The following is a 26,567-nucleotide window of genomic DNA, read 5'->3' as shown; positions in this document are numbered from 1 at the left end:
GGCCGCAAAGCGGCCCCAGGGTTTGAGTGACGGAGCAAGATCACTGGGCCCGTTCGCGGCACAAGGCCGCTCCTACACGGATCTTGCAACCACGCCATCGCTCATGGGCTCGGTTGCGCCGGGGTGTTTTTCTTGAAACCACGCAGGTTCATCGCGCACAGGCAGAACTGCAGGATGATCAAGGCCCAAGCTTGCACCTGCCAGCCCCAGATCACCCACAGCACATTGCTGCTGATGAAGCAGCAGAAGCCGGCGCGGCGTCTTCGTGGCTGACGTGAGCCGATGCACCAGGCCGCCAGGACCGTCAACAACATGGCCGGCCACTGCAACAGGTCGATCAGTGGCCCCATCAGTCCATCCCCATCTGCTTGCGCATGCGGGCGGTGATCGACTGGCGGGTCTTGGTCATCTCGGCCCACGGGTCCTGCACCTCGGCCAGCCGTTCGGCCAGGTTGCCGATATGCCATTGGTTGGCGCCCTTGAGCTGGTTCAGTTCTTCACGCCAGATCGGCACGGACACCGGCAGCCCTTCGCGTGCGCGCAACGAGTAGGCACTGACCGTGGTGGCGCCCTTGCCGTTGCGCAGGTAGTCGATGAAGATCCGCCCGACCCGGTTCTTCGGGCCGGACACTGCGCTCAGACGGTCGGGGAACAACCCGGCCAGGTAGTTGACGATGGCATGGCTGAAGTCCTTGACCTCGTCCCACCCGAGCCGCCGGGTCAGCGGCACCACCAGGTGGATGCCCTTGCCGCCGCTGGTCTTGAGGAACACCTTCAGGCCCAGCTCGTCGAGCAGGGTGAGGGTCAACTGGGTGGCCTCGAGCATGGCCTTCCACGGCAGCGCCGGGTCAGGGTCCAGGTCCAGGACGAAGCGGTCGGGCTTGTCGAAGTCCTTGTCGGTGCCGTTCCAGGTGTGCAGCTCGAGCATGTTCATCTGCACCGCGCCTAGCAGGCTTTCGGCGTTGTTGAGCACCATCGCCGCCTGGCCGGCCTCGGCCTTGCTGTAGCTGACCACCTTGGGGATGTGCAGTTGCCCGGCGTTCTTCTGGAAGAACAGCTCGCCGCCCAGGCCGTCCGGCGCGCGCACCAGGGCGACCGGGCGGTCCTTGAGCTGCGGCAGAATCCAGCGGGCGACCTGGGCGTAGTACTCGGCCACCTGGCGCTTGGTCACGCCGCTGGTGGCGTCGATCACCCGATCTGGGTGGGTCAGGCGCAGCTCGCCGAGATCGGCCGCTTGGGCCTTGGTGCCGGTTTTGGGCAGGCGGGTCTTGGGCATGGCGCGCTCCAGGTCGATGGCAGTGGCCGGTTTGTCGTCACGCAGGCCATGGAACACCGAATGGCGGACCACGCCGTCGCGGGTCATCTGGGCATAGGCGACCTCGGCCAGCAGTTGCGGCTTGAGCCAATGCACGCCACGGGCGTCGGCCCCGGTCGGCGGCTTGGCCAGGGCCGGCTCGGGCACTTCCAGGGGTTTCAACCGCGCATGGATGCTGTCCAGGGTAGTGGCGCTGAAACCCGTGCCGACCTTGCCGGCATAGCGCAACTGGCCGCTGTCGTTGTCGTGCAAGGCCAGCAGCAGGGCGCCGAAGCCATTACGGCTGCCCTTGGGGTCGGTATAGCCGATGATCACGAACTCCTGGCGCTGCTTGCACTTGAGCTTGATCCAGTCACTGCTGCGCCGGCCCACGTAGGGGCTGTCGGCGCGCTTGCCGATCAGGCCTTCGAGTTGCAACTGGCAGGCGCTGTCGAGCAGCGAATCGACGGGTTGGTCGAAGTCGGCGGAAAACCGTACCTGTTCCGACTCGCGCCCCTCGAGCAACTGGCGCAATGTCTCGCGGCGGTCTTGCAGCGGCACCTGGCGCAGGTCCTGCCCGCCGAGGAAGGGCAGGTCGAACAGGTAGTAGACGATGTGCTCGTCGTGGGCGGTGTCGAAGGCGTTCTGCAGCGCCTGGAAGTCGGCCATGCCGTTTTCGCCGGCGACCACCACCTCGCCATCGAGCCAGGCGGCCCCGAGCTTGAGCGCGCGCAGGGCCTGGACCTGATGGGGCATCTTCTCGCTCCAGTCATGGCCGTTGCGGGTGAACAGGCGTACCTCGTCATCGTCGATGCGGGCGAGGATGCGGTAGCCGTCGAACTTGACCTCATAGCGCCAGTCCCCGGCCGGGGGCGAGTCGACCAGCGTGGCCAGCTGTGGCTGCAGGTGGTCGGGCAGTTCGGCTTTCTTCCCGGCGCTGGCACGTGGACGGGCGGCGGGGCGCTTGGCCGGCTTGGCGCTGGCCTTGGCCCGGCGCGGCACCAGGGTCCGCTCGCTGAGCACGCTGTCGGGCTGAGCCTCGACGATGCTGTACTCGGCCTCGCTGCGCGCCTCACTGTCCTGGGACTTGACCAGCATCCACTGCTCCTTCTTGCCGGCCAGGTGGGTGCGGAACAGGTTCCAGGTTCCGGAGAGCTTTTCGCCCTGCAGGCGAAAGCGCAGCTTGCCCTTGGCGTAACCGGCATGGGGATCGCCTTCGGGCTCCCAGACGCCGCGGTCCCAGACGATTACATCGCCTGCACCGTAATGCCCTTCGGGGATATGGCCTTCGAAGTCGGCGTAGTCCAGCGGATGGTCCTCGACGTGTACGGCCAGGCGCCGAACCTTGGGGTCCAGGGAAGGGCCCTTGGGAATCGCCCAGCTCTTGAGGGTGCCGTCGAGCTCCAGGCGGAAATCGTAATGCAGGTGGCTGGCGTCATGTTTCTGGATGCAGTACTGCAGCGCATGGGCGGCCTGGCCACGCCGGCGTGTGCCGGACGGTTCGGGCGTGGCGTTGAAGTCGCGCTTGCGCTGGTACTCCTGCAGGGGCTTGGCCATGTCGGGCTCCGGGACGGTACGCGGGTCTCTAGAGGTGGGAGGGAGCCGCGCCGGGCAGAGTTCAAAATTTCCGCCTGCGCGCGCCACCGGGCAGAAACTCTGAATCATTGCCCGGCTCTGGGAGTCGACCGCATGAACCCACCTGACGGAGAGCCGTGATGCCCCAGCCAGACGACCCGAAAACCAGGCCCCAGGTCGACATCGACGATACCGAGGACCGTATGGGCAGCGTGCATGAATTGGACTTCAGCGAGCGTCAAGACGAGCGCGAGGGCCGCGCCGGTGATGAACGCCCAGCCCAGGAAGTGGCCCAGGAGTACCCCCCACGGCGGGTGGCAGAAAGTGGCATGAGTGGCGGCGAAGCCTTGAGCGACAGCCTGCACGAAGACAACGTCACCCTCGATGACCTGAGCCCGGACACCCTCTATGACCAGACCGGTGCCCGCGACCCCCATGAACCCGGTGGCGCGGGCGGCCCGGCGGACAAGACCCTGCGCCGTGTCGAGGAGCATGAGATCGGCGGTGGCATCGGCCTCGATGAAGCCGAGCTGGCCCGCTCCGCGCCGCTCGATGGCGAGCCGTGGACCGACGAGGTGTCGCCGGTGGACCCTGATGACGATGAACGAAGGAGCTGACCATGACCGAGCAACGTTGTGCCTGTAACCACTGTGCCTGCACTGTCGACGCCAATGCCGTGCTGCAGGATGACAAGGCCTACTGCTGCGAAGCCTGTGCCACCGGCCACCGCAACGGCGAACCGTGCCGCATGGCCGGCTGCAATTGCGCCGAGATGGTGCAGCCCAAGGAGAGCACTGTGGACAATGCGCTGGACGAAACCTTCCCGGCGAGCGATCCGATTTCGCCTTGAAACAGGTGGTGTAGTACCTGTGGGAGTGGGTTACCCGCGAAGTATGCAACGCGGCGTCTGGCACCGGCTTCGCCGGTGTTCGCGGGTGAACCCGCTCCCACAGTCTTCCTGTATGGCTTGAATCCATAGACTGCTCAAGCCGCCTTGCGCAGCGCCTCGATCAGCTCGCTTTTGCGCATGGTCGAGCGCCCGGAGATGTTGCGCTTGCGCGCGCGGTCCAGCAGTTCGCTCTTGGTCATGTCCTCCAGCCGTTGCCCTGGCCGGGGCACGCCGCGGCGGGTGGCGGCGGCGCGCTTGGCCGAAGATTCGCGAGCCTTTTCCTTGGCCTGGGGGCTCTTCTTCTGCCCCGAGCCACCTTTGCGCTCGCCACCGCCGGACTGTTTATTGACCGTGGCCCAGGCGCGGGACTCCGCCTCGTCCTTGGACACGCCCTTGGCCTCGTAGCTCTCCTCGATGTGCTCGGCCTTGCGTTTCTGCTTGTCGGTGTACTTGTCTTTGTCTCCACGTGGCATGGTGGTTCTCTCCTTTGCAGTGAAAAACAACGCGTCTACTACGGGGGAGCCCAGCCGGAGGCCGACGTTCCTAAGCTGCGACCGGCGGTCAGTGCGTCTGCCAGATACCATCCTTGCGTTCGCAGTCGGCACGTGCCTGGGCCAGGCTCGGGGTGTCGTAGTAATACGTGATCACCCGCGCGTCCTTGGGCACGGCAGGCTTGGTCGAGGGCTCGTCGCGGCCGGCGGCATTGGGGTTAGCCAGCGATTCCTGGGTCAGCGGCGCGATGCAACTGCCGACGCTGCCGTCGGCGCAGCGGGCTACCTTGTGTTTCTGCGTGTTGATCATGTCCTTGCTTTCGTTGCTGCACGACCAGGCGATGGCCTCGGCGGGCATGTTGCCGTAGCTGTAGCAGGTCCGCCGCTCCACGGGCTTGACCGCGTCGCTGGAGGAGCGGGTGAGCACTTCGCAGGCCTCGGCCAGCGCATGGGTACTGGCCAGGCTGCCGAGCAACAACAGCAGGATGGAAAAACGCATCGGACACCTCCCGGCCGTGGCGGCCTTCTTCAGGTCTTGCGCATTGCGGCCTTGCCACGCCGGCGCATGGCCCTGGCACGTTTCTCCAGGACCAGGTACACCAGCAGCGCCAGCAGCAAGGGAATCAGGTAGTACAGGGTACGGTAGCCCAACAGCGCGGCCACCAGGCTGCCCTGGCCGATCTGGCCGTGGAGCAGGGCGAGGAACACCGCCTCGAGCACGCCGAGCCCGGCGGGAATATGCGCCACCACACCGGCCACGCAACTGATCAGGAGAATGCCGAGGATCGACGGGTAGAACAGCTCATGGGGCAGCAGCCAGTGGATCAGTGCTGCCATCAATGCCCAGTTGGCCGCGCCCAGGGCCACCTGGCACAGCGCCAGGCGCAGCGAGGGCAGGGTGAGCTCGTGTCCCCGCAGGCTCCAGGTGCGACGCTTGGCGAAGGCGCAGGCCAGCAGGTAGCCCAGGGCGAGTGCCAGCAGCAGCACACCGATCAAGCGCAGGCCAGTGGCGCCCACCGCCCAGTTGTTGGGCATCTCGACCAGGCCCAGGGCGAACACCGTTCCCGCCAGCAGCATATAGCTCACCCAGTTGGTCAGAAGGCCCAGGGTGAGGATGCGGGTGATGGTCGGTGTATCCAGGCCCAGGCGCCCGTACAGCCGGTAGCGCAAGGCCACGCCGCCCACCCAGGTGGTGAAATTGAGGTTGAAGGCGTAGCACACGAACGCAACCGGCAGTACCTGGCGAGCCGGCAGGTGATGGCCGGTATAGGCGCGGCCGAGCAGGTCGTAGCTGGCGAAAGTCAGGTAGCTGGCGAACGCCAGCACCAGGCCGATGGCCAGGGTACCGGGCTTGTAGGCCAGCAACGACTGGCGCACCTCGTTCCAGTCCAGGTTGCGTGCCAGCAGGTACAGCAAGGTCGGGATCAGCACCAGGAACAACAGGGTCATCAGGCGTTTGCCCCAGGTGCGCCAAGGCGTGTGCTCCATCAGGTCTTGCCCTCGTGATAGGCCTGGGTTTCCTGTTCGCCGGGGCACAGCGACTGCAGGACCTGGCGGTGGGCGGGAAACCAGCCGGCGATCCGCGGGAAGTGGCGAATCACGTGGAAGCACAGGAAGATCAGCGGCGCCCGCCACCAATAGCCCCGCACCATGCGCTCCAGGGTGACGGCCTTGCAGTGTTCGTTGGCCAGTTCGTTCAGGTGCTGGTACAGCGTCTGGTTGAAAGCACGGTCACGGATCAGCAGGTTGGCCTCCAGGTTGAACGACAGGCTCAAGGGGTCGAGGTTACTCGAGCCGACCGTGGCCCATTGGTCGTCCACCAGTGCGACCTTGCCGTGCAGCGGGCGTTGGCAGTACTCATGGATGCGCACGCCGTCGCGCAGCAGGTAGTTGTACAGCAGCCGCGACAGGGCGCGGACCCAGCGCATGTCCGGCTGGCCCTGGAGGATCAGCACCACCTCAACGCCCCGGCGCGCGGCGTTGCGCAGTTCGCGCATCAGGCGGTAACCGGGGAAGAAGTAGGCGTTGGCCACCACGATGCGTTGGCGGGCCAAGCGAAAACCTTCCAGGTAGTAGGCTTCGATGTCGTTGCGGTGGCGGCCGTTGTCGCGCTCCACCAGCACCGCGCAGGCCGAGCCGCTGGGCTCGGTCACCGGGCGCACCTGGCTGGGCGGCTCCAGCACCGGCGCCAGCAGCCGGCGGCTGGTGGCGTGCACCTGGGCCACCACCGGCCCGCGTACCTCCACGGCATAGTCCTGCTTGGCCATGGGGCCAAAGTCGCCCAGGTGGTCAGCGCTGTAGTTGATGCCGCCAATGAACGCGAGCTCGCCGTCGATCACTACGATCTTGCGGTGCAGGCGCCGGAACAGGTTGGTGCGCATGCCCACCAGGCGTGGCTGCGGGTCAAAGGCGTGGAAGCGGATACCGGCTTCGGTCATGGCCGAAATGAAGGTGTCCGGCAGGTCGGCGGTACCGTAGCCGTCGGCGGCCACTTCGACCCGCACGCCACGCCGGGCGGCATCGATCAGTACCTGTTGCAGCTGCTGGCCGACCTTGTCGTCGTAGATGATGAAGGTCTCGAGCAGGATCTCTTCACGTGCCCGGGCCATGGCCTCGAACACGCGTGGGTAGTACTGCTCGCCATTGATCAGCAACTGCACATGGTTGCCTTCCACCCAAGGCCGATTCATAGGCTGATCTCCGCCGCCAGCGGCGCATGGTCGGACAGGTGCGACCACGGGTATTTGGACAGCACCTGGACCCTGCCAGGCATGGCGTTGCGCAGGTAAATGCGGTCCAGGCGCAGCAAGGGCAGGCGCGCCGGAAAGCTGCGTGCCGGCGTGCCCAGGCGTTCGCCGAAGGCCTCGACCAGGCGTTCGGACAGCACCGCGTCGGCCTTGAGCCGCCAGTCATTGAAATCGCCGGCGACAATGACCGGTGCATCGGCCGGCAGGCTGTCGAGCAGTTCCAGCAGCAGGCGGACCTGGGCCTGGCGGTGCGCTTCACGCAGGCCCAGGTGCACACACACCGCATGCAACTGGTCGTGGCCTGGCACTTCCAGGCGGCAATGCAGCAGGCCGCGTTGTTCGTTGCCGGCAATCGAGACATCGAGGTTGTGGTATTCGGCGATAGGGAATTTCGACAGCAGGGCATTGCCATGGTCGCCGTGGGGGTAGACCGCGTTGCGACCGTAGGCGAACTGTGGCCACATGGTGTCGGCGAGAAACTCGTACTGCGGCGTCTGTGGCCAGGCCGGATGACGCTGCGCGTGCATCTGGTGGCTGCCATGAACCTCCTGGAGGAACACCAGGTCCGCGCCGGTGGCCCGCACCGCCTCGCGCAGCTCGGGCAGGATGAAGCGCCGGTTGAACAGGGTGAAGCCCTTATGCACGTTGATCGTCAGCACATTCAGACGGTGCACCGCAGTGATCTTGTCGATGATGCATCGGGGAGCTGGCATGGTCTTGTTCACAATTCGACCTCCGGTTCCACCCCAGGCTCAGTGACCAGCTCGCCGGCGAGGTTCAGTTTCTCCAGCAGGCGGCGGGCATCGTAGGGTGCGTGGACTTTCTGGTCATTGTCGAAGTAGCAGTAGACGTCCCGAGTGGCGCGCTTGTGCGGTGCTCGCTGGACGATCAGTTCGGCGTCGTCGGGTTGGCCGCCCTGGCTCCAGGCCAGGATGCGTTCCTTCCAACGGCGCAGGGCGCGGGCGGTGTAGCCGCTGCTGTAGAGCTCGACGTCGCCATGCAGGCGCATGTAGATGAAGTCGGCGGTGACATCCTCCACATAGGGCCACTTGCTGGCGCTGTCGGCCACCACCAGGGCGACCTTATGCTTGCGTAGCAATTCTACGAACTCGGTGCATAGGAAACTTTCATGGCGGATCTCTATGGCATGGCGCAAAGGCGCGTTGCCTTCGATAACGGTGCCGCCGTTGCCCCGTAGGCGTTCGGCACAGTGCTCGGCCAAGGCTCGGGCAGCGGCACGGTCATGGGGTAGGCGTTCGAGGAAGTCGGCGAAACGTGCCGCGTCGAACTTCATGCTGGGCGGGAACTGCCAGAGCACCGGGCCCAGCTTGTGGCCCAGCTGCAACGGGCCGGAGGCGAAGAAGTTGGCCAGGGGCTCCTCGATGTCCTTGAGCCTTCTCACATGGGTGATGTAGCGCGGCGCCTTGACCGAGAACACGAAGTCGTCCGGCGTTGCGTCGCGCCACTGGCAATAGCGCTGCGGCGTCTGCAGGGCATAGAACGAGCCATTGATCTCGATGCTGTTGACCGCCCGCGAGGCGAACGCCAGTTCGTCGTCCTGGCGCAGCCCCTTGGGGTAGAAATCCTTGCGCCAGGGGCCGTAGCGCCAACCGGAAATGCCTATACGGATATCACTCACGTTGCCGTCCTTCGTTCGTGATGGGTTGCAGGTCTGTCCTTGAATTGCGACTCGACGCAGGCGGTGAGGGTTCAGGAAGTTTGACGAGTGGAGCGGGGCATCGTTTTTGAACTTTGCCGCCGCCGGCGATTCCACCGCATGCCAGGGGAGGATTTGGCCCGCCTGGCATTGGCAGAGGAACCGAACCATGAACACCGACACCGATTTCGAAGAACTGAACGCGCAACCGCAGGCCAGTGAGAAGCCTGAGGATGACCCAGAGGTCCTGCCCGACGACCCTGACCTGCAAGGCTTGCCTGGCGAGGACAAGCTGCCGGGCTGATGCCGGGTGGCTGAGGAGGACTGCCGGCATGAAATTCGACCGTTTCGCCCACTGGCTGGCCAAATGGGCCGGCCGACCGCTGACCTTCGCCATCGCCCTGTTGCTGATCGTGGCCTGGGCCGTGAGCGGGCCGTTGTTCGACTTCAACGACACCTGGCAACTGGTGATCAACACCTCGACCACCATCATCACCTTCCTGATGGTGTTCCTGATCCAGAACACCCAGAACCGCGACAACGACGTGTTGCACATCAAGATCGACGAGCTGCTGCGCACCACGCGCAAGGCACACAAAGCACTGTTGGCCCTGGAGGACATGGATTCGGCCGAGCTGCATGCCTTGCGCAAGCAGTACCAGCGCATGGGCGAAAAGGACAAGAACGGCAACGGCGCGCCACCGGACGCCGTCGAGCAATCCGATTGACGTTTCACTGGAATGATTTCCGCCAACCTTGGAGGCAAGCATGGCCAGACACATCATTCACTTCACCGGGCCGATCAACTCGTCCACCTGCGGCAACCTGATCAGCACCAGCGCCCGGGCCCTGCAACAGGGTGCCGAGGTCTTGCAGATCAATATCGCCACCATGGGCGGGGAGTGCAGCTACGGGTTCACCCTGTACAACTTCCTGCGCTCGCTGCCGGTACAGGTGCATACCCATAACCTGGGCACGGTGGAATCCATGGGCAATATCCTGTTCCTGGCGGGTGAGCACCGCACGGCCTGCGCGTTGAGCAAATTCTTGTTCCATCCGTTCCACTGGACCTTGCACGGCTCGGTGGACCATTCGCGCATGGCCGAATATGCGATGAGCCTGGACTACGACCTGCGCCTGTATGCCCAGATAGTGGCCGAGCGCACCGAAGGGGCCACCGAGGTGTTGGACGTGCCGCGCTACTTGATGGCCTACCCGCGCATCCTCGGTGCCAAGGAAGCGCTGGAGAGTGGGATGATCCATGCCATCGACGAGATGCCCATCGAGGCGGATGCTTGCCAGCACAGTGTGCATGCGTGAGGTAAGGGGCGGCGAGACTTGCAGCTTTTCCTACAGACCATGCGATACGGATCCATAACATGGGGAGGACATTTCAAGGAGATGTCCCTATGTATCGCAAAAGTCTGTGTGTGTTGTTTGCCCTGGTCGCTCCGGCCGTAGCAATGGCTTCCAGCTGTGACGTGCCTTTGGACCTGAACCAGCGACAGATGATCAACCTGAGCGACCCGCTGTATCAGCCCAGCAATCCCAATGCCGGTCGTATGGTGAAGGTCGATTTCGGGCGTGAACGCTATACGCTGGAGGTGTTGGGTACCGATATCAAAATGGAAGGCAAGTACGAATACAGGAACATCCAGCGTGGTTTGGGTGAGATCAACATGACCGAACGGTATCCAGACGGTAATGCCACCTATACCCTGACGCTCAAGTGCCTCACGGACCAGTCGGGGATGTTCCTCTACACCCAGCACGATGGCCCGGTGGAGCCAGCCCAGCGCCAGAACAGCGGCCGTTGGACCCTGGTGCCCTGATCACCAAGCTGTAGGTGTGGTCTTGCCCCGCGATCAAGAGCCAAGCCCTTGCATGGCACCGCGCTACCAGGGCCGGCCAATCGCGGGTCAAGCCTGCCACAGGGATTTCGCAAGTCTTCGGTGGGAGATTACCCAGCCCGAAGGGCTGCGCTGTCGCGCAGAGAACAAGCAGCTAGCGCCGCCTTCTTCTGTAGGAGCCAACTGTCTTTCACTTCCACCCGACCAATGCACGTATCAGCGGTAGGCAGACACCAGTCTGCCTACCCGATGTGCCTTCAGACAGGCTGATCACGCCATGGCGTTCCATCACGCACCATGGCATTGAGCCTCACCAGCAGCACGCGCATGCATGCCACCAGCGCTACTTTTGCTGGCTTACCGCTCGCGCGCAGCCGGGCCCATCGCGCTTTAAAATCTGGATTCACGCGTGCCATCACCAAGGTGCACATGTAGGCCGCACGACGCAGTTTCGCCCGGCCGCCGTAGACATGGCGCTTTCCGTTTTTGGTCCCACTGTCGTTGTTGTAGGGCGCCACACCCGCCAGGGCAGCTACTTGCGCACGGTTCAGATCACCCAGTTCCGGCAGATAGCAGAACAGACTGGCAATGGTGACGTTGCCCACACCCTTGATCTCGCTCAAGCGTTCGAATAGGTCTGCATCGACACGGCGACTCTGCTCAGCGATCTGTTCATCGCATGCCTTGATCAAGACGCGTAATGTCGATTCGAGCGTTTTATAGTGCTCCAGCACAACAGGCAGCGAGGCCTGCTTGATGCGGCGACGATTGTCATCGCGTTGCTGGACCAGGCTATCGCGCTGATTGACCAGTTCGGTCAGGTGCTCGCGAGCCTCGTCAGGTACAACGAAATGCTTGTCCTCCAAGGCGGAGGCAAATAAGGCTAGCATCCGTGCATCGATAGGGTCAGTCTTGGCTCGCTTGCCCATGGCTAGGGCGAATTGACGTGCCCGGGCAGGATTGATTCGCTGCACTTTCAAACCGGCCTTGGCCAGCAACCGGATCGACAGCTTTTCGTAACCGCCGGTAGCTTCGACCAGCACACGCTCGACCGCATGGGCTTTGAAATGTTGGGCGATAACTTCGAGCCCTGCAGCATCATTGGTCACGCAAAGCTCGGAGGCCTCGGGATACAGGGCCACTTGCAAGGTATTTTTGGAAACATCGATTCCGGCATAGGCAGACATGAGTAAAGCCTCTAGTCTTGAAGATGAGAGGTCGCTCTGGCCTGGCTCACGCTTGTTGTTCGAGGTCGGACTCAGTCAACTGTTCGAGCTTGAGCCAGAGCGAGAAGAGTGGACGGCAGCTCGGCTCCTACCCGTGCTCATGGCACCGCGAGCTAGCAGCTTGCCGTCCACCCCTCTCACCTAACACCTTACCTCTTGCGAAGACACAAGCGGGCTTGTCCCGCGATCAAGGGCGAAGCCCTTGCCAGGCGACGGTGATATCGGGCCCGGCCCAATCGCGGGACAAGCCCGCTTGTATGGTGATACTTGAAGGGGTGGTGGGACGAAAAAGCCGATTCTGACTGTTAGCCGCAGTACAGACCGTGGGAGACATCGCCCCACCCCTTCACCAAAGCGCCGATAAAGAATGCATCGTTTGCAAGCGACGATAGAAGCAAGCCAGCGCCTCTTGGTGAAAACCCCTCCAAGCAGAAAAACCATACGTGGGAGTGTGGCCAATGGCAATGCAGGTAAGCCAATTCATCATTGGTGTGGATGTGGCCAAAGTCGAATTGGTTGTCCATTTCGAAGACCGTGATGAACAGTCCTCGCTGAAAAATACCAAACCCGAAATCAAAAAATGGCTGGGACAACAACCCGCCAATACCGCTATCTGCGTCGAAGCAACGAATACCTACCATCTCGACCTGGTGGAGATGGCTTATGAAAAAGGCTTTGCAGTCTACGTGGTCGATGGCTTCCAGCTCAGTAACTATCGAAAGAGCGTCGGTGGTCGGGTGAAGACGGACGCCTCTGACGCTTATCTACTCTCTCGCTATCTTTCCCGCGAAGGCAGTGGACTACGTCCCTGGAGCCCACCTCCAGCCGTCTACGGCAAGCTCCAGAGCCTTCTGCGTCGCCGCGCCTCGCTGGTCTCGGCACGCACCGCCTTGATGCAAAGCTGGTCCAATGAAAGAAGCCTTGAGACCGTGTTCAAATCCTTTGCCAAGAACATGGAGAAACTCGATGTACTGCTTCAGAAAAAGCTCAAGGAGTTGGTGCGCGAAGCCGGATTAAGCGAGCAGGTCGCCCGCTGCCAAAAGATAGAAGGCATCGGATTTTTGACCGCTGTGGGGTTGGTGACAGCGTTTATCCGGGGGGACTTCAAGAATGGTGATTCATTCATCGCTTTCTTGGGCATGGACTTGCAAATCTCTGACTCCGGGCAAAAAACCGGCCGTCGGCGGCTCACCAAGCGGGGCTGCTCTGAGATACGACGCCTTCTGCACAATGCGGCAATGTCGGCTAGTCGATCAGTGGCCTGGAAAGAGGTGTATGCACACCACAGGAGCAAAGGTAAGGCTACTACCGAGGCCCTGGTGATCTTGGCCAGGAAGCTCGCCAGAGTCGCATTCGCCCTATTGAAGAGTCAGGGCGAATACGTCACCAGAACAGCTAAAAATGCTTGCCCACAACCATAGAATCTCCCACAGGGGCAGCATCGGCCGCTTGTTCTCTGCGCGACAGCGCAGCCCAAAGGGCTGGGTGATCTCCCACCAAGCAAGCGGAGCGTGCACGGTTGAAGAGTATTAAACCAACCGAAGGCACTTTGAGCTTGTCTAGCACCATAGCACCTCCCAAAAAGTCACCGCACCGACGCGGCCAGGGTCTGGTCGCAGGCGAGCAACGACTGGATCAGCAACTTGATCTCATTCTTGATCGTCGGCACCCGGTCGAGGTGTTCGAAACAGCAGTCGGCGATCTCGTGACTGGCGGCGGGCTGGGGCTCATCGGTGAATAGGGCCTCGAACACGTAATGCACGCGCTGGGGCGATTCGTAGCGCATCAGGAAGGTCAGGTCCTGGGCCTTGAGCCCGGTTTCCTCGAGCAACTCACGCTCGGCAGCCTGGGCTGGCGTCTCGCCGGGCTCGATCTTGCCGCCCGGCAGGGTCCATGGTGCCTTGGGTTTTCTCACCCACAGCCATTTGCGGGTCTTCCTGCCGTGGCGACAGATCACGGTGGCGCGGTGCTTGACGGACTTCATGCAGGCTCCAGGCAAAATCCAGTGGTCCTGCTGGATTTGGCCCGGAAAAGCGCCTGGAGGTTGAGTCGGATGCGCCAAGACCCGGATGAGCGGTCAGTAGGGCTGGGAGCCGCTCAATGCCTCGATGGCCTCGACCAGTTCATCGTAGGCGACGGGTTTGTTCAAATGGCGATCGAAGCCCGATTGCCGTGACCTGTACTGGTCGGCACTGGCACCGTAGCCGGTCAGGGCGATGGCGGGGATGGTGCTCAGGTGTGGGCTTTCCCGCAGCGCCTTGATCAAGGCATGGCCGTCCATGACCGGCATGCCGATATCCGAGAGGATGATGTCGTACTCGCTGCCCGCGGCGGCCTGCAGGGCTGCTTGCGGGTCGCTGAAAGCGTGCACCAGGGCACCTTCCATTTCCAGCAACTGCTGCATGATCTCCAGCACGTCGGGAGCGTCATCGACCAGCAGCACGCGGATGCCGTCGAGCCGCCCCTCGCTGCCCTGGTCGCCGGCGTCGCGTTGCAACTGCTGGCAGGGGTCGCACAGCGGCAGGCGAACGATGAAGGTGCAGCCCTTGCCGAGCCCAGGCGAGCTGGCCTGGACAGTACCGCCATGGGCCTGGACCAGTTGGCGCACCAGCGACAGCCCGATCCCCAGCCCTTCACGGCTGTGGCTGGCCAGTTGCGGGGCGGCCTGGGTGAACAGGTCGAAGATGTTTTCCAGACTTTCCTCGCTCAGGCCCACGCCCTGGTCGATCACGTGCAGCAGGGCCTGTTCGCCCTGGCGGCCCAGCACCAGGCGAATCTGGCTGCCGGCGGGGCTGAACTTCAGTGCATTGTTGAGCAGGTTCCAGATGATCTGTTCCAGGCGGGTGATATCGCCCTCGATGTACAGCGGCTGGCTGTCAGCAGACAGCTCCAGTACCACATCGCACGGGTGCTGCTCGCTGCGCACCACGGCGTGGATGTCGCGTAGGATCGCGCACAGGTCTACGGGCTCGGTCTTGAGCTTGAGCTTGCCGGTACGGATGCGCGCCACATCGAGCAAGTCGTCGATGATCCGTGCCTGGCTGGCCACGGCCTCGCAGATGGTGCCGACCGCCTTGCTGGCGGCGGTGGCGTTCTTCACCACCGGCAGGCGCCGGAGGATCTCGGCGTTGAGCTGGATCAGGTTCAGCGGGTGCTTGAGCTCATGGGACATGATGGCGAAGAACTCGTCCTTCATGTGGCTGCTGCTCTGGGACTCGGCCAGTTGCTTGGACTGTTCGTCATGCAGGCGCTTGTGCCCGGTCAGGTCACGGGCGATCTTCACGTAGCCGCGCAGGCTGCTGCCCTTGAGCAACGACACCTCGCCGCTGCAATAGAACCGGCTGCCGTCCTTGCGCACGTGCCAGCGCTCGTCCTGGCCCCGGCCGTTGAGGCGGGCACCGCGCAGTTCGCGAGCGGGCACGCCGTCCTTGCGGTCTTCCTCGGTGAAGATCAGCTCGTAGTTGCGTCCGATTACCTCGGCCTTGGTGTAGCCGAAGATCAGTGTGGCGCCGGTGTTCCAGTCGGTCACCAGGCCTTGTTCGTCGAGCAGGATGATGGCGAACTCGTGGGTGCTCTCGGCCACCAGGCGCATGCGCTCCTCGCCCAGGCGCAGGCGCTCCTCCACGGCGCGGCCCTTGCTGATGTCGATGAAAGTCAGCACGGTGCCGTCGATCTTCTGCTCGCTGGCACGGTATGGCAGCAGGCGGGCCAGGTACCAGCGCTGGTTCTCGCCACCGACCTCGCGCTCGATGGTGGTCTCGCCCTGGGCCACCGCGCGGGCATCGTCGGCCAGCTCCGGGTAGTCCAGGCGGTGGGTGATGTCGAGCAGGGAGCGGCCGGTATCGACCGGCAGCATGTTGAAGATGTCGGTGGCGCGTGGGGTGAACCAGCGGATATGCAGGTTGCGGTCGACGAACACCGTGGCGATGGCAGTGGAGGCGATCAGGTTGCTCAGGTAGTCGTTGACCTTGTCGGTTTCCTCCACCTTGTTCTTGAGCTCGTAGTTGACCGTGAGCAGTTCCTCGTTGATCGACTGCAGCTCTTCCTTGCTGGTTTCCAGCTCTTCGCTGGCCGAGCGCAGCTCCTCGTTGATCGCCTGCATTTCCTCGTTGGAGGCGGTCAGTTCTTCGCTGGAGATCTCTGACTGCTCGATGGTTTCCTGCAGTTGCAGGCGGGTGCGCTGCAATTCGCGTTCGAGGTTGGCCAGCACCATGCTGTCGGTTTGGCGGATACCGCCGGTAGGCACCAGGGAAGGGTCAGGTATGCGCTCCTCGAACACCACCAGCAGGCATTCGCTGCCACAGGGTTCGTCCTTGTGCGGCTGGACCACGATCTCGACCTGCACCTTATGCTCGCCTTCGCCGAGGTCGACCGGGCGCGAGGTGACCGCCTGGGCGCCCTGGCGTGCCTGGAACAGGGTGCTGCGCAGCGACAGACGCAGGGCGGGCAGCACCAGGTTGATCAGGTTGCGGCTCGGCTCGCCGCCCACCAGGTGCAGGAAGCGCCCGACGCCTTCGCTCATGTGCAGGATGTTGCCATCGCCATCGACGATCAGGCTCGGTGGCGTACGCCGGGCCAGGGCGCGGTGGTGCACCTCGGCGTAGGAGGGCTTGCGCCCGGGGCGGGCCTTGGTGCGGTTGTCGGGCTGGGTGGCGAGCAGCTCCGTGCCCGGCAGTTGGCGCCCCGGCATGCGGTTGGCAGGGCTCGCCGGGCGGGCACGGAAGATACGGTTGCGCTTGTCGACCGGGGCGAACAGCTCATTGCCGAGGTCGGCCGATTCGGACGACCCCAGGAACAGGTGGCCGCCCGGGCGCAGGGCGAAATGGAACATCTGCAGGATGTCCTGCTGCACCTCGCGATCGAGGTAGATCAGCAGGTTGCGGCAGACGATCAGGTCGATCTGGGAGAACGGCGGGTCGGAGAGCAGGTTGTGCCGGGCGAACAGCACCTTCTCGCGGATTTCCTTGCGCACCCGGTAGTGCTGGTCTTCCTTGACGAAGAACTGGCGCAGACGCGCCGGCGGCACGTCGGTGACGATGGCCTCCGTATAACTGCCGGTACGGGCGGTGGCGATGGCCCGTTCGTCCAGGTCGGTGGCAAATACCTGCACCTTGGCCTCGCGTCGCTCCACGGCCAGTTGCTCGCACACCAGCATGGCCAGGCTGTAGGCCTCTTCGCCGGTGGAGCAGCCCGCCGACCAGATACGGATCTCGCCCGGCCCGTCGCCGCTTTCGCCGTCGCTGACCAGCTCCGGCAGCACATGGCGTTCCAGTGCCTCGAACGCCTCCCGGTCGCGGAAGAAGTTGGTCACGCCGATGAGCATGTCGGCCAGTAGCGCCGCGGACTCCTCGCGGTGCTGCTCCAGGTAGCGGTAATAGGCGGCGAGGTCTGCCTGGCCGGTGACATGCAGGCGCCGCTCGATGCGGCGCAACACGGTGGCGCGCTTGTAGTGCTGGAAATCATGGCCGGTGTTGGTGCGCAGCAGCAGGAGGATTTCCTCCAGCAAGGGTTCGGCATGGCGCGGGTCGCCCCTGCGGCTACCGAGTGCTGGCGGCAGGCTGTCGTCCTCGATCTGCGGCAGCTTGACCTGGCGGGCGTTGTGCCAGAGTTCCAGCAGTTTCTGCGGCATTTCGGCGGCCGGCAGCACCATGTCGACCATGCCTGTCTCCAGGGCCGCGCGTGGCATGCTGTCGTACAACGCATCGTCCGGCGACTGCACCAGGGTCACGCCGCCTTGCTCCTTGATCCGCGAAAGGCCCACGGCGCCATCGGCCCCGGTGCCGGACAGCACCACGCAGAAGGCATGGTCCTTGTGCACGTCGGCCAGGTCGCGGAAGAACAGGTCGATGGCCACATGGTCGCCCCGGCGGCGGTTGGCCGGGCTGACCCGCAGGTAGCCGTCGTTGGTGGACAAGCGGTTGGCCGGGGAAATCACGTAGACGTGGTTGCGCTCGATCGGCACCGGTTCGCTGACTTGTTGCACCGGCATGGCGGTGGTTTCCTGGATGATCCGGTCGGCCACGCTCTGGTGGTCGGGCGACAGGTGCAGGACCACCACGAAGGCCATGTCGCAATCGGCAGGCATCTGCCGGAAAAAGGTGCAGATGGCTTCCAGCCCGCCGGCGGATGCGCCGATGCCGACCACCGGAAATGCCAGGTGGCTCGGGCTCAGCGCCGGGTTGTGTGGCGAGGCGAGGGTAGGCTTGGAGGACGACTTCATGGGACGCAGCCTTGTGCAGACCTAAAGGTGGCCCATCGAAGCATCGCCGGGCATCTGTGATGCCCGATTATAGGCAGGCGATATGCCTGGCGGCGAGCGATGACGAGCCTGTCGAGCTATGACCTCGACAGCCTGCGACAGTGCAAAAAACTTGCGCGGGCGGCTGTGGTACGCCAGCCGCTGGCGCGCAATCTTTTGCCTGCCGGAGTGTTTCGCGCCACTCGTCAGCGGTGGCCCAGATCGATTGAGCAGTTGGCGATGCGACCTGTTCGGAATTACTGCACGGTGCAATTGCGTGCAAAGCCAATCCACTCGCAAGGAGAAATGACATGGCTCGTGACCAAGAGCAATCCGGACAACGTGGCGGCACCAAGGAAACCAACCCAGGCAATTTCGCCAACGACCGCGAAAAAGCCTCCCGCGCCGGCCACAAGGGCGGCCAGAATTCCGGGGGTAACTTCGCCAACGACCGTGAACGCGCTTCCGAGGCAGGCCGCAAGGGCGGCCAGCACAGCCACGGCGGCGGGCGCAACCAGTGAATGTGCGCATTCGCTGAAGCCCGGTGCTGACGCTGCCGGCGCCGACCCCAGGCAGGTGGCCAGCGGCCGCCTGTCTGGGGTCGTTCCTGTTTCATCACGCAGAGCGAAGCATGCGCGCATCGAGTCGCAAGGTGATCCTGGTGCCCGACGCGCGGGTTTGCATCAGGCGTTGGAGGGGCCATGACGCGAAGAATCCTCACCTCGGTCAACAGCCAGGACCTGCACCCGCCGGAGCAAGGGCAGATGTTCGCAACGCCCCGGGAGCGCCTGGAGTTCTATCGCCGGGAGATTCAGTACGAAACCAGTATCCTGGCCAACCGCACCGATGCCTACCTGTCGGCGCAGTCGTTCCTGGTGATCGCTTTCGCCTCGTGCATGGCCAACCTCAACCCGAAGTGGGGGGCACCGTTCACCCTGGTGGTGCCGGCGTTCCTGGCCTTGCTCGGGGTGCTCAGCTCGCTCAATGCCTGGCCGGGAATCCGTGCGGCCTACGGCATCATCGACCATTGGTACTTCAAGCAGAGCCAACTGCTGAGCAGCGAACCGAGCATGGGCATGGCCTACGACGACTGGCCATTGTTCTGCGAAACCGAGTCGAGCCGGCACGGCCATCGCAAGTCGCTGATGTTCTCGATGCGAACGCCCTGGTTGTTCCTGGTTTTCTGGGTGCTGCTGGGCGGCTATTGCCTGTTCATCCAGCTCGATCCGGCAGGGGCCTAGGCAGGTGGCCCATGGGCATCAGGCCATTCATTCACATTGTTCGACAATCTTTTGAATCTTCACGGAAAACTCCAATCAATCAGAAAGTCATCCATGGCGAAAAGGAGGCCCCAAGATGCCAACCCCACAGTTGTACATCATCGACTACCGGCTGCACGGCCAGCCGCGCAGTTTCATCATTCGTCTGGAACGCATGGACAATGCCGAGGCCTGGCATTGGGCCAGCTGTGATGCTGGGGTCGGGATCATTCCGAAGTTCGGACGGGAGAAGATCAGGAAGGTGAGCCGGCCGATGGCCGAGCGCTATGGTGTGACCGACGTCAGTTGGCGGCTTTCCGGCAGCGGGCCGGCCTTCGTGCCGACTACCGGTGAGGGCGTGACGCAGGCCGCCATGCCGGGGGACCCACCCGGCAGCGAAGCGGTAACGGCCTGACGCGGGCCTTGCGGGGCAAGCGGATTCTCCTGCTGAAGGGGACGCCGCTTGCCCCGCGGCTGTTCAGGCGCCGGACTCCGGGTCGCTGGCCGGTACGCCCGGGCGATTGCCGTCATCTTCGATGCTGGGGTCGGTATCCGGGTCATCGGCTCGGTCGTTGCGTTGATCTGGCTGCGCGTTCGGGTCGAGCTCCGGCCAGTCGTCCTGGACGTTGCCGCCGCCCATCTGCAGGAAGTCGTACATGGTGTGGCCTCCACGGGTTCGGAAAAAGGGCCCGCCGGCGGCGGGCCGAACACAGGAGTGAGAGCAGGGCCATTGGCCACGTCTCATGAATTCAGATCCAGCTCCGGTGACGGGAAATCCATCGGCGCGAGGGCAGGGGCGACCAACGGTCGCTCAGCCGTCCGACTGCTCTTCTGGCGGAACCTGGCCTTCGGGCCAGTCGGGCGCCTGTTTCTCCGGTTGTGGTACCTGTTCCCCAGGGTCATGGGGGATTTCATCCACGTAGGGGTCGGGGTGCACGGGGTTCGCGGGCTGCTTGGGGTCGGCCATGGCCAGTCTCCTCCAGGGTTGGCTTGCCTGGCATTAGGCTGGTGAGGGTGACCGGTCGTTCATTCCCGTTCGGGCCACGGCCTCACCCCGAAGGGTGATGGTCGCCCTGGCGATCGCATGAAACAATCCTGCCCAGCGACACCACAAGAACAACCCTGGCGGGGACCCACGACATGAGCAAAGACCGGCTGAAATCGCCCGACTGGTACGCGCAGATGGCCCGCGTCATCGAGGCCATCGGCACACCGGGCTTCGTCGGGGAGCTGTTCGCCGCGCTCAACTGCCTGGCCCGGAGCCAGGCCATCACGGTGTTCCTGTACCCACGCAAGGGCCTGCCCTCGGCACTGTTCGCAAACGACGAAGAGGGGCCCTGGCTGCCCGAGGGCAACGTGCAGAAGTACCTCGAAGGCTACTACCTGCTGTGCCCGTTCTACCGCGCCTGCATGGAGGGCATCGCCCCTGGCTGCTACCGGTTGAGCGACGTCGCCCCTGACCATTTCAAGCGCAGCGAGTACTACCTGTCGTTCTACCAGCACGCGCACCTGGAAGACGAACTCAACTACATCGTCCCGCTCGATACCCAGCTGACCATCGCCGTGGCCCTGGGCAGCACCCGCAGGCTGAATGCTACGCAGGTCGCCGACCTCAAGCGCGTCGCGCCCTGGGTGGTGGCGGTGGTCCGCCGGCATTGGGGGCAGCTGGATGCCGGCAGCCTCGGCGGGCGCTTCGAAAGTGCCCTGGGGCGGCAGATCAACGCCGCATTGAACAATTTCGGCTCGTCGCTGTTGACCGAGCGCGAATGCCGTATCGCCCAGGACCTGCTGCGCGGCCACTCGACCCGCTCCCTGGCCGAACGCCTGGGCATCAGCGAGGACACGGTCAAGACCCACCGCAAGAACCTCTACACCAAGCTGGACATCGCCAAACAGTCCGAGCTGTTCTCCTTGTTCATCGACTCCCTGGCCCAGGCCCAGGAAGGTCTGAGCAAGGACCCGCTGGAAAGCTACCTGCGAAGGCGCTGACCCAACGACCCGCGCCACCCCATTGCCAACCATAACCATCGGCCGCCGCAGCGGCCGTGAGGGAGTCCTGCGTGCATACATTGAGCGATTGGCAGCAGCGTGCTGCACAGCAACGCTTCATCGACACCGCCCTGATCGACGGCCGCCCGCTGGCGGCCCGCTCGGGCGCGACCTTCGAGGCGATCAACCCGGCGACCAACCAGTTGCTGGCGCAGGTCGCAGCGTGCGGCGAGGCGGAGGTCGACCTGGCCGTGCGTTCGGCGCGCCGTGCCTTCGAACAGGGCCCTTGGGCACGCATGGCGCCCAGCGCACGCAAGCGCGTGCTGCTGCGCCTGGCCGAGCTGATGCTGGCCCACCGCGAAGAGCTGGCCCTGCTCGACTCGCTGAACATGGGCAAACCGGTGATGGATGCCTATGCCATCGATGTGCCCGGTGCCGCGCAGGTGTTCGCCTGGTATGGCGAAGCCCTGGACAAGCTCTACGACCAGGTCGCGCCCACCGCCGGCAATGCCCTGGCCACCGTCACCCGCGAGGCTCTGGGTGTGGTCGGTGCGGTGGTGCCGTGGAACTTCCCGCTGGACATGGCCGCGTGGAAGGTCGCCCCGGCCCTGGCCGCCGGCAACAGCGTGGTGCTCAAGCCTGCCGAGCAGTCGCCGTTCTCGGCCCTGCGCCTGGCTGAACTGGCCTTGGAAGCCGGCTTGCCGGAAGGTGTGCTGAACGTGGTGCCGGGCTTTGGCGAACAGGCCGGCCGGGCCCTGGGCCTGCACCCGGACGTGGACTGCCTGGTGTTCACCGGCTCCACCCAGGTGGGCAAGTACTTCATGCAGTACTCGGCGCAGTCCAACCTCAAGCAGGTATGGCTGGAGTGTGGCGGCAAGAGCCCGAACCTGGTGTTCGACGACTGCCAGGACCTGGACCTGGCTGCCGAGAAGGCCGCCTTCGGCATCTTCTTCAACCAGGGCGAGGTGTGCTCGGCCAATTCGCGCCTCTACGTGCAACGTACGATCCACGATGAGTTCGTCGAGCGCCTGTTGCAAAAGGCCCGCGACTGGCTCCCTGGCGATCCGCTGGACCCAGCCAGCCGCGCCGGCGCCATCGTCGATGCCAGCCAGAGCGCGCGCATCAGCGCTGCCATCGAACAGGCCCGGGCCGACGGGGCGCGCCTGCTGTGTGGCGGCCAGCGCCTGAACATCAACGGCTCGGACAATTTCATTGCCCCTACCGTGTTCACCGACGTGCGCGCCGACATGGCCCTGGCCCGGGAGGAAATCTTCGGCCCGGTGCTGGCGGTGAGCGCCTTCGATGACGAAGAAGAGGCTCTGCGCCTGGCCAACGACAGCGTCTACGGCCTGGCTGCCTCGGTGTGGAGCGATGACCTCAACCGCGCCCACCGTGTGGCCCGGCGCCTGAAGGCCGGCACCGTGTCGGTCAACACGGTCGATGCCCTGGACGTGGTGGTGCCCTTCGGCGGTGGCCGCCAGTCCGGCTTTGGCCGCGACCTCTCGCTGCATTCGTTCGACAAGTACACCCAACTGAAGACCACCTGGTTCCAGCTGCGCTGATCCCCACCCACGGAGAACAACCATGAACGCACCGTTCCAGCCCCAACGCGAAACCCGCGACTACCAGAGCGCCGATGCCGCGCACCACATCCATGCCTTCCTCGACCAGAAGGCGCTCAACGCCGAAGGCCCAAGGGTGATCGTGCGCGGTGAGGGCCTGCACCTGTGGGACAACGATGGCAAGCGCTACCTCGACGGTATGTCGGGCCTGTGGTGCACCCAGCTGGGGTACGGCCGCAAGGACCTGACCGCTGCCGCCGCCACACAGATGGATCAGCTGGCTTACTACAACATGTTCTTCCACACCACCCACCCGGCGGTGATCGAGCTGTCCGAGCTGTTGTTCAGCCTGTTGCCGGGGCACTACAGCCACGCGATCTACACCAACTCCGGTTCCGAAGCCAACGAGGTGCTGATCCGCACCGTGCGCCGCTATTGGCAAGTGATGGGCAAGCCGGGCAAGAAGATCATGATCGGCCGCTGGAACGGCTACCACGGTTCGACCCTGGCGGCCACGGCCTTGGGCGGCATGAAGTTCATGCACGAGATGGGCGGGTTGATCCCGGATGTCGCCCACATCGACGAGCCCTACTGGTACGCCGCAGGCGGCGACCTGACGCCCGAGGCGTTCGGCCGACGCTGCGCACTGCAGCTGGAAGAGAAGATCCTCGAGCTGGGGGCCGAGAACGTCGCCGGTTTCATCGCCGAGCCGTTCCAGGGGGCGGGCGGCATGATCTTCCCGCCAGAGAGCTACTGGCCAGAGATCCAGCGCATCTGCCGCCAGTACGACGTGCTGCTGTGCGCCGACGAAGTGATCGGCGGCTTCGGCCGTACCGGCGAATGGTTCGCCCACCAGCACTTCGGTTTCGAGCCGGACACCTTGTCCATCGCCAAGGGGCTGACCTCCGGCTATGTGCCCATGGGTGGCCTGGTGCTTTCCAAGCGCATCGCCGAGGCGCTGGTGGAGCGGGGCGGGGTGTTCGCCCACGGCCTGACCTATTCCGGCCACCCGGTGGCTGCGGCCGTGGCCATCGCCAACCTCAAGGCCTTGCGTGACGAAGGCATTGTGCGCCAGGTCAAGGACGACACCGGCCCTTACCTGCAGCGCTGCCTGCGCGAGGTGTTCGGCGAGCACCCGCTGATCGGCGAGATCCAGGGGGCCGGCCTGGTGGCGGCATTGCAGTTCGCCGAGGACAAGGCCGCCCGCAAGCGCTACGCCAACGAGAACGACCTGGCCTGGCAGTGCCGGACCTATGGGTTCGAGGAAGGGGTGATCATTCGTTCGACCCTGGGCCGGATGATCATGGCGCCGGCGCTGGTGGCCAGCCGGGGGGATATCGACGAGTTGGTGGCCAAGACCAAGGTGGCCGTGGATCGCACGGCGCGGGGGCTGGGTTTGCTGTAGGTTTTGCGAAAAGGGGCCGCTTTGCGGCCCTTTCGCGGCACGAGGCTGCTCCTACAGGTTTCGCGCAACGTAGGAGCGGCCTTGTGCCGCGAAAGGAGTCCCTTGATCATGGATCAGAAGGTGTAGCTCACACCCGCCTGCACCGTGCGCGGCGCGCCGGGGTAGACGTAGTTGTTGAAGGCACCTTCGTCGTATTCCTTGTTGAACAGGTTCTTCAGGTCCAGGTTCAGGCGCACATGCTCGTTGACCTGGTAGAAGGCCAACAGGTCGACCACGGTGTACTGCTGCATGGTATAGGTGCTCGCTGCGGTCTGCCCGGCGCGGTCGTCGATGTACTTCACGCCCATGCCCAGGCCAAGTCCCTTGGCCAGCCCGTCCTGGAACTCGTAGGTGTTGAGCAGGCTGAAGCTGTTGCGCGGAATGTTGGCCAGGCGGGTGCCGGTCGGCAGGCTGGTGTCCTTGGTCACTTCGGCGTCGACATAGGCGTAGCCACCGATCATCCGCCATTCGGGGGTGATGTTGCCGGCCACGGTGATGTCCAGGCCGCGGCTGCGCACTTCGCCGGCGGCCACCTTGTATGTTCCGGTGGGGTCCTGCGGGTCGTTGGCCAGGACGTTTTCCTTGACGATGTGGTAGACGGCCGCATCGACGCTCAGTTGGCGATCCAGCGCTTCCCATTTCACGCCCAGCTCGTAGGATTTGCCTTTCTCCGGGTCGAAGCCCTGGCCTTGAAGGCTGGCGCCGCTGTTGGGCTTGAACGAACGGGCCGTGTTGGCATACACGGCGACGGTGTCGGTCAGGTCGTAGATCAGGCCCAGGCGCGGGGTGACGGCGTTGTCGGCGGCGGTCCAGTCAACGGCGCCTTCACGGAAGTTGTCGAACCTATGCTCGAAGCGTTCGAAACGCAGGCCAGCCAAGACCTTCAGCCGCTCGGTCAGGGCAACCTGATCCTGGATGAAGGCTGCCCAGGTCTTGAGGTTTTCCTTGTCATCGGTGGTAGTTCGGGTAAGCGCCGGGCGAGGCTGGCCCAGTACTGGGTCAAACAGATCGATGGGATAGTCGTCCTCATTACCGTCCGAGCGCCGGATGAACTGTTGATAATCGTAATCTTCGTATTCGATGCCGGTCAGCAGGGTATGGGAGAAGCCTGCGGTGTCGAAGTGGCCGGTGAGGTTGAGCTGGTAATCCCGGTCGGTCCATTCCAGTTTGCGGTAGTTGAAGTTGCGCCCTAGGGTACGGCCATCGGCCTGCAGCTTGTTGGCTTCCACCGCGTTGCCCTTGAGGGTGCCGTCGAGCCACTGCATGCCGCCGCCCAGGGTCCAGTCGTCGTTGAGTTGGTGCTCGAAACGCAGCTGGGCCATGTCGTTGTCGTTGTGCAGCAGGTTGTCGCTGCCTTTTTCCCAGATATTGGTATCGCGCGAGGCGGTGCCGCGTTGGGTCGGGTAGCGGGTCAGGCCACGGTCCAGGGGGTGGTTGTTACGCATGAAATCGCCTTCGAAGACGATGCGCGTGGTGTCGTTGACCTGCCAGCTGAGCACCGGCGCGACGTCGTAACGCTCGGTCTCCACGTTGTCGCGGAAGGTCTCGCCGCCTTCGCCGAGCAGGTTCAGACGGTAGGCCAGGCGGCCGTCTTCGCTGAGCGGGCCGGTGGCGTCGAGGGTGGCGCGGTGCATGCCCTGGTCATCGAACTGGCTGCCCAGGGTGACCTTGGGCTCGGCCAGGGGCTGCTTGCTGACCGCGTTGAAGGTACCGCCGGGGTCGCCGCGGCCATACAGGCTGGTGGCCGGGCCGCGCAGCACTTCCAGGCGTTCGACGGTGTTGGCGTCAGGCGCGTTCGGATAGCCACGGTTGATGGGGAAACCGTTGCGGTAGAACTCGCCGGTGGTGAAGCCACGCACGGTGAAGGTGGTCAGGCCCTGGCCGCCGAAGTTGTTGGCGCGGCCTACACCGCCGGCGTAGTCCAGGCCGTCCTGCAGGCGGGTGGCAGCGGTGTCCTCGAGGACGTCCTTGGGCACCACGCTGATCGACTGCGGCGTCTCGTGCAGGGCCGTGTCGGTGCGCGTGGCGCTGGCCGAGCGGGTGGCCCTGTAGCCGATCACAGGGCCGTCGGCACGCTCCAGCTCGCTGGCGGCGTCGATATTGACGGCTTGCAGTTCCAGGGGCGCCGTGGGTTCAGCCAGGGCAACGGGGGCAACGGCATTGATGAGACAGAATGAAACGAACGCACGACGCATTGCAGTACGATCCTACGAGGGGCGGGAAGGCGCGGATCATAACTGATAGGGATTATCGTTTACAGTGGTATTTGGTGTACCAGAGTACCAATTGATGAACGTCGGAAATGGGGCCGCTTTGCGGCCCGATCGCGGGGCAAGCCCGCTCCTA

Annotated in this window: 26 protein-coding genes and 1 pseudogene; 13 read left to right on the top strand and 14 right to left on the bottom strand. The window is 64.0% G+C overall.

Features of this window, described 5'->3' with window-relative positions:
- Positions 1 to 101: 101 nt before the first annotated feature.
- Together K8374_RS12545 and ligD are read right to left on the bottom strand one after the other, a co-directional pair.
- Positions 102 to 350, bottom strand: a complete 249-nt coding sequence (locus tag K8374_RS12545; protein WP_224455824.1) for a hypothetical protein — start codon at positions 348 to 350, stop codon at positions 102 to 104.
- Positions 350 to 2,851 (bottom strand): DNA ligase D, encoded by a 2,502-nt coding sequence (gene ligD / locus K8374_RS12540; protein ID WP_224455823.1) that lies wholly within the window; start codon positions 2,849 to 2,851, stop codon positions 350 to 352. Before ligD ends, K8374_RS12545 begins: the two co-directional genes overlap by 1 nt.
- 158 nt (positions 2,852 to 3,009) lie before the next feature.
- Between ligD and K8374_RS12535 the strand changes: the two genes are divergently transcribed.
- A complete protein-coding gene (locus tag K8374_RS12535; protein WP_224455822.1) occupies positions 3,010 to 3,486 on the top strand; it encodes a phosphotransferase system, HPr-related protein in 477 nt (158 codons plus the stop codon).
- A 2-nt stretch (positions 3,487 to 3,488) separates the two neighbouring features.
- The gene (locus K8374_RS12530) at positions 3,489 to 3,719 is read left to right on the top strand and encodes a metallothionein (protein WP_224455821.1); all 231 of its coding nucleotides are present in this window, start codon (positions 3,489 to 3,491) and stop codon (positions 3,717 to 3,719) included.
- Positions 3,720 to 3,853: 134 nt separating this feature from the next.
- Here the strand turns inward: K8374_RS12530 and K8374_RS12525 are convergent, their stop codons facing one another.
- The 6 genes from K8374_RS12525 to K8374_RS12500 form a co-directional block, all read right to left on the bottom strand.
- Positions 3,854 to 4,231 carry a Rho termination factor N-terminal domain-containing protein gene (locus tag K8374_RS12525; protein WP_224455820.1) on the bottom strand — a complete coding sequence of 126 codons (378 nt, stop codon included), beginning with the start codon at positions 4,229 to 4,231 and terminating at the stop codon, positions 3,854 to 3,856.
- 88 nt (positions 4,232 to 4,319) lie between these two features.
- On the bottom strand, positions 4,320 to 4,748 hold the full coding sequence (locus tag K8374_RS12520) for a hypothetical protein (protein WP_224455819.1): 429 nt from the start codon (positions 4,746 to 4,748) through the stop codon (positions 4,320 to 4,322).
- 29 nt (positions 4,749 to 4,777) lie between these two features.
- Entirely contained in the window at positions 4,778 to 5,737 is a 960-nt protein-coding gene (locus K8374_RS12515) for a lysylphosphatidylglycerol synthase domain-containing protein (protein WP_224455818.1), read from the bottom strand.
- A complete protein-coding gene (gene clsB, locus K8374_RS12510; protein ID WP_224455817.1) occupies positions 5,737 to 6,939 on the bottom strand; it encodes a cardiolipin synthase ClsB in 1,203 nt (400 codons plus the stop codon). The genes K8374_RS12515 and clsB overlap by 1 nt, the downstream gene beginning before the upstream one ends.
- Positions 6,936 to 7,721 carry an endonuclease/exonuclease/phosphatase family protein gene (locus K8374_RS12505; protein ID WP_196146675.1) on the bottom strand — a complete coding sequence of 262 codons (786 nt, stop codon included), beginning with the start codon at positions 7,719 to 7,721 and terminating at the stop codon, positions 6,936 to 6,938. The genes clsB and K8374_RS12505 overlap by 4 nt, the downstream gene beginning before the upstream one ends.
- Entirely contained in the window at positions 7,718 to 8,635 is a 918-nt protein-coding gene (locus K8374_RS12500) for a DUF72 domain-containing protein (protein WP_224455816.1), read from the bottom strand. Before K8374_RS12500 ends, K8374_RS12505 begins: the two co-directional genes overlap by 4 nt.
- A 187-nt stretch (positions 8,636 to 8,822) precedes the next feature.
- Between K8374_RS12500 and K8374_RS26225 the strand changes: the two genes are divergently transcribed.
- The 4 genes from K8374_RS26225 to K8374_RS12485 all read left to right on the top strand — a co-directional run bounded on the left by K8374_RS26225 (position 8,823) and on the right by K8374_RS12485 (position 10,485).
- Positions 8,823 to 8,957 carry a hypothetical protein gene (locus tag K8374_RS26225; protein WP_263498512.1) on the top strand — a complete coding sequence of 45 codons (135 nt, stop codon included), beginning with the start codon at positions 8,823 to 8,825 and terminating at the stop codon, positions 8,955 to 8,957.
- Positions 8,958 to 8,985: 28 nt separating this feature from the next.
- Positions 8,986 to 9,381 carry a low affinity iron permease family protein gene (locus tag K8374_RS12495; protein ID WP_084857794.1) on the top strand — a complete coding sequence of 132 codons (396 nt, stop codon included), beginning with the start codon at positions 8,986 to 8,988 and terminating at the stop codon, positions 9,379 to 9,381.
- A gap of 40 nt (positions 9,382 to 9,421) precedes the next feature.
- Complete coding sequence (locus K8374_RS12490) at positions 9,422 to 9,973, top strand: ATP-dependent Clp protease proteolytic subunit (protein WP_196146678.1); 552 nt, start codon at positions 9,422 to 9,424, stop codon at positions 9,971 to 9,973.
- Positions 9,974 to 10,062: 89 nt separating this feature from the next.
- Positions 10,063 to 10,485, top strand: a complete 423-nt coding sequence (locus tag K8374_RS12485; protein ID WP_224455815.1) for a hypothetical protein — start codon at positions 10,063 to 10,065, stop codon at positions 10,483 to 10,485.
- Between the two features lie 275 nt (positions 10,486 to 10,760).
- On the opposite strand, the gene K8374_RS12480 is transcribed toward K8374_RS12485, so the two are convergent.
- A complete protein-coding gene (locus K8374_RS12480) occupies positions 10,761 to 11,690 on the bottom strand; it encodes an IS110 family transposase (RefSeq protein ID WP_224455814.1) in 930 nt (309 codons plus the stop codon).
- Between the two features lie 497 nt (positions 11,691 to 12,187).
- Between K8374_RS12480 and K8374_RS12475 the strand changes: the two genes are divergently transcribed.
- The gene (locus K8374_RS12475; RefSeq protein ID WP_224455813.1) at positions 12,188 to 13,150 is read left to right on the top strand and encodes an IS110 family transposase; all 963 of its coding nucleotides are present in this window, start codon (positions 12,188 to 12,190) and stop codon (positions 13,148 to 13,150) included.
- A 164-nt stretch (positions 13,151 to 13,314) separates the two neighbouring features.
- Here the strand turns inward: K8374_RS12475 and K8374_RS12470 are convergent, their stop codons facing one another.
- Both K8374_RS12470 and K8374_RS12465 read right to left on the bottom strand, forming a co-directional pair.
- Entirely contained in the window at positions 13,315 to 13,713 is a 399-nt protein-coding gene (locus K8374_RS12470) for an NUDIX hydrolase (protein ID WP_224455812.1), read from the bottom strand.
- A 93-nt stretch (positions 13,714 to 13,806) separates the two neighbouring features.
- Positions 13,807 to 17,949, bottom strand: coding sequence for a CheR family methyltransferase (locus tag K8374_RS12465; protein ID WP_224455811.1), 4,143 nt, complete (start codon positions 17,947 to 17,949; stop codon positions 13,807 to 13,809).
- Positions 17,950 to 18,332: 383 nt separating this feature from the next.
- Here K8374_RS12465 and K8374_RS12460 point away from each other — a divergent pair.
- The 3 genes and pseudogenes from K8374_RS12460 to K8374_RS12450 all read left to right on the top strand — a co-directional run.
- Positions 18,333 to 18,488 (top strand): annotated as a pseudogene (locus K8374_RS12460) (general stress protein); the annotation flags it as partial.
- A 243-nt stretch (positions 18,489 to 18,731) separates the two neighbouring features.
- Complete coding sequence (locus K8374_RS12455; protein ID WP_411969641.1) at positions 18,732 to 19,208, top strand: hypothetical protein; 477 nt, start codon at positions 18,732 to 18,734, stop codon at positions 19,206 to 19,208.
- Between the two features lie 115 nt (positions 19,209 to 19,323).
- Positions 19,324 to 19,641, top strand: coding sequence for a DUF6555 family protein (locus K8374_RS12450; RefSeq protein ID WP_224455809.1), 318 nt, complete (start codon positions 19,324 to 19,326; stop codon positions 19,639 to 19,641).
- 63 nt (positions 19,642 to 19,704) lie between these two features.
- Here the strand turns inward: K8374_RS12450 and K8374_RS12445 are convergent, their stop codons facing one another.
- Together K8374_RS12445 and K8374_RS12440 are read right to left on the bottom strand one after the other, a co-directional pair.
- Complete coding sequence (locus K8374_RS12445; RefSeq protein WP_224455808.1) at positions 19,705 to 19,884, bottom strand: hypothetical protein; 180 nt, start codon at positions 19,882 to 19,884, stop codon at positions 19,705 to 19,707.
- A 153-nt stretch (positions 19,885 to 20,037) separates the two neighbouring features.
- A complete protein-coding gene (locus K8374_RS12440; protein ID WP_224455807.1) occupies positions 20,038 to 20,193 on the bottom strand; it encodes a hypothetical protein in 156 nt (51 codons plus the stop codon).
- 173 nt (positions 20,194 to 20,366) lie between these two features.
- On the opposite strand from K8374_RS12440, the gene K8374_RS12435 reads away from it, so the two are divergent.
- From K8374_RS12435 to K8374_RS12425, 3 genes are all read left to right on the top strand, one after another.
- Positions 20,367 to 21,215: a helix-turn-helix transcriptional regulator gene (locus K8374_RS12435; RefSeq protein WP_224455806.1), complete on the top strand. Its 849-nt coding sequence runs from the start codon at positions 20,367 to 20,369 to the stop codon at positions 21,213 to 21,215.
- A gap of 71 nt (positions 21,216 to 21,286) precedes the next feature.
- Positions 21,287 to 22,777 carry an aldehyde dehydrogenase gene (locus K8374_RS12430; protein WP_224455805.1) on the top strand — a complete coding sequence of 497 codons (1,491 nt, stop codon included), beginning with the start codon at positions 21,287 to 21,289 and terminating at the stop codon, positions 22,775 to 22,777.
- Between the two features lie 22 nt (positions 22,778 to 22,799).
- The gene (locus K8374_RS12425) at positions 22,800 to 24,182 is read left to right on the top strand and encodes an aspartate aminotransferase family protein (RefSeq protein WP_224455804.1); all 1,383 of its coding nucleotides are present in this window, start codon (positions 22,800 to 22,802) and stop codon (positions 24,180 to 24,182) included.
- Positions 24,183 to 24,295: 113 nt separating this feature from the next.
- On the opposite strand, the gene K8374_RS12420 is transcribed toward K8374_RS12425, so the two are convergent.
- Positions 24,296 to 26,416, bottom strand: a complete 2,121-nt coding sequence (locus K8374_RS12420; RefSeq protein ID WP_224455803.1) for a TonB-dependent siderophore receptor — start codon at positions 26,414 to 26,416, stop codon at positions 24,296 to 24,298.
- Positions 26,417 to 26,567: the final 151 nt, after the last annotated feature.

The sequence above is a fragment of the Pseudomonas sp. p1(2021b) genome (assembly GCF_020151015.1).
In the GTDB taxonomy this organism is placed as follows: Bacteria; Pseudomonadota; Gammaproteobacteria; order Pseudomonadales; family Pseudomonadaceae; genus Aquipseudomonas; species Aquipseudomonas putida_K.
This window is presented reverse-complemented; position numbering and strand designations above follow the sequence as displayed.

What these genes read in the sequence shown, in the direction of transcription:
- K8374_RS12470 (WP_224455812.1), bottom strand. Translation starts at nt 13,713, where the DNA reads ATGAAGTCCGTCAAGCACCGCGCCACCGTGATCTGTCGCCACGGCAGG.
- K8374_RS12465 (WP_224455811.1), bottom strand. Translation starts at nt 17,949, where the DNA reads ATGAAGTCGTCCTCCAAGCCTACCCTCGCCTCGCCACACAACCCGGCG.
- K8374_RS12545 (WP_224455824.1), bottom strand. Translation starts at nt 350, where the DNA reads ATGGGGCCACTGATCGACCTGTTGCAGTGGCCGGCCATGTTGTTGACG.
- K8374_RS12435 (WP_224455806.1), top strand. Translation starts at nt 20,367, where the DNA reads ATGAGCAAAGACCGGCTGAAATCGCCCGACTGGTACGCGCAGATGGCC.
- K8374_RS12495 (WP_084857794.1), top strand. Translation starts at nt 8,986, where the DNA reads ATGAAATTCGACCGTTTCGCCCACTGGCTGGCCAAATGGGCCGGCCGA.
- K8374_RS12425 (WP_224455804.1), top strand. Translation starts at nt 22,800, where the DNA reads ATGAACGCACCGTTCCAGCCCCAACGCGAAACCCGCGACTACCAGAGC.
- K8374_RS12420 (WP_224455803.1), bottom strand. Translation starts at nt 26,416, where the DNA reads ATGCGTCGTGCGTTCGTTTCATTCTGTCTCATCAATGCCGTTGCCCCC.
- K8374_RS12485 (WP_224455815.1), top strand. Translation starts at nt 10,063, where the DNA reads ATGTATCGCAAAAGTCTGTGTGTGTTGTTTGCCCTGGTCGCTCCGGCC.
- K8374_RS12450 (WP_224455809.1), top strand. Translation starts at nt 19,324, where the DNA reads ATGCCAACCCCACAGTTGTACATCATCGACTACCGGCTGCACGGCCAG.
- clsB (WP_224455817.1), bottom strand. Translation starts at nt 6,939, where the DNA reads ATGAATCGGCCTTGGGTGGAAGGCAACCATGTGCAGTTGCTGATCAAT.
- K8374_RS12535 (WP_224455822.1), top strand. Translation starts at nt 3,010, where the DNA reads ATGCCCCAGCCAGACGACCCGAAAACCAGGCCCCAGGTCGACATCGAC.
- K8374_RS12455 (WP_411969641.1), top strand. Translation starts at nt 18,732, where the DNA reads ATGTTCGCAACGCCCCGGGAGCGCCTGGAGTTCTATCGCCGGGAGATT.
- K8374_RS12525 (WP_224455820.1), bottom strand. Translation starts at nt 4,231, where the DNA reads ATGCCACGTGGAGACAAAGACAAGTACACCGACAAGCAGAAACGCAAG.
- K8374_RS12475 (WP_224455813.1), top strand. Translation starts at nt 12,188, where the DNA reads ATGGCAATGCAGGTAAGCCAATTCATCATTGGTGTGGATGTGGCCAAA.
- K8374_RS12520 (WP_224455819.1), bottom strand. Translation starts at nt 4,748, where the DNA reads ATGCGTTTTTCCATCCTGCTGTTGTTGCTCGGCAGCCTGGCCAGTACC.
- K8374_RS12445 (WP_224455808.1), bottom strand. Translation starts at nt 19,884, where the DNA reads ATGTACGACTTCCTGCAGATGGGCGGCGGCAACGTCCAGGACGACTGG.
- K8374_RS12515 (WP_224455818.1), bottom strand. Translation starts at nt 5,737, where the DNA reads ATGGAGCACACGCCTTGGCGCACCTGGGGCAAACGCCTGATGACCCTG.
- K8374_RS12480 (WP_224455814.1), bottom strand. Translation starts at nt 11,690, where the DNA reads ATGTCTGCCTATGCCGGAATCGATGTTTCCAAAAATACCTTGCAAGTG.
- K8374_RS12530 (WP_224455821.1), top strand. Translation starts at nt 3,489, where the DNA reads ATGACCGAGCAACGTTGTGCCTGTAACCACTGTGCCTGCACTGTCGAC.
- K8374_RS12490 (WP_196146678.1), top strand. Translation starts at nt 9,422, where the DNA reads ATGGCCAGACACATCATTCACTTCACCGGGCCGATCAACTCGTCCACC.
- K8374_RS12440 (WP_224455807.1), bottom strand. Translation starts at nt 20,193, where the DNA reads ATGGCCGACCCCAAGCAGCCCGCGAACCCCGTGCACCCCGACCCCTAC.
- ligD (WP_224455823.1), bottom strand. Translation starts at nt 2,851, where the DNA reads ATGGCCAAGCCCCTGCAGGAGTACCAGCGCAAGCGCGACTTCAACGCC.
- K8374_RS26225 (WP_263498512.1), top strand. Translation starts at nt 8,823, where the DNA reads ATGAACACCGACACCGATTTCGAAGAACTGAACGCGCAACCGCAGGCC.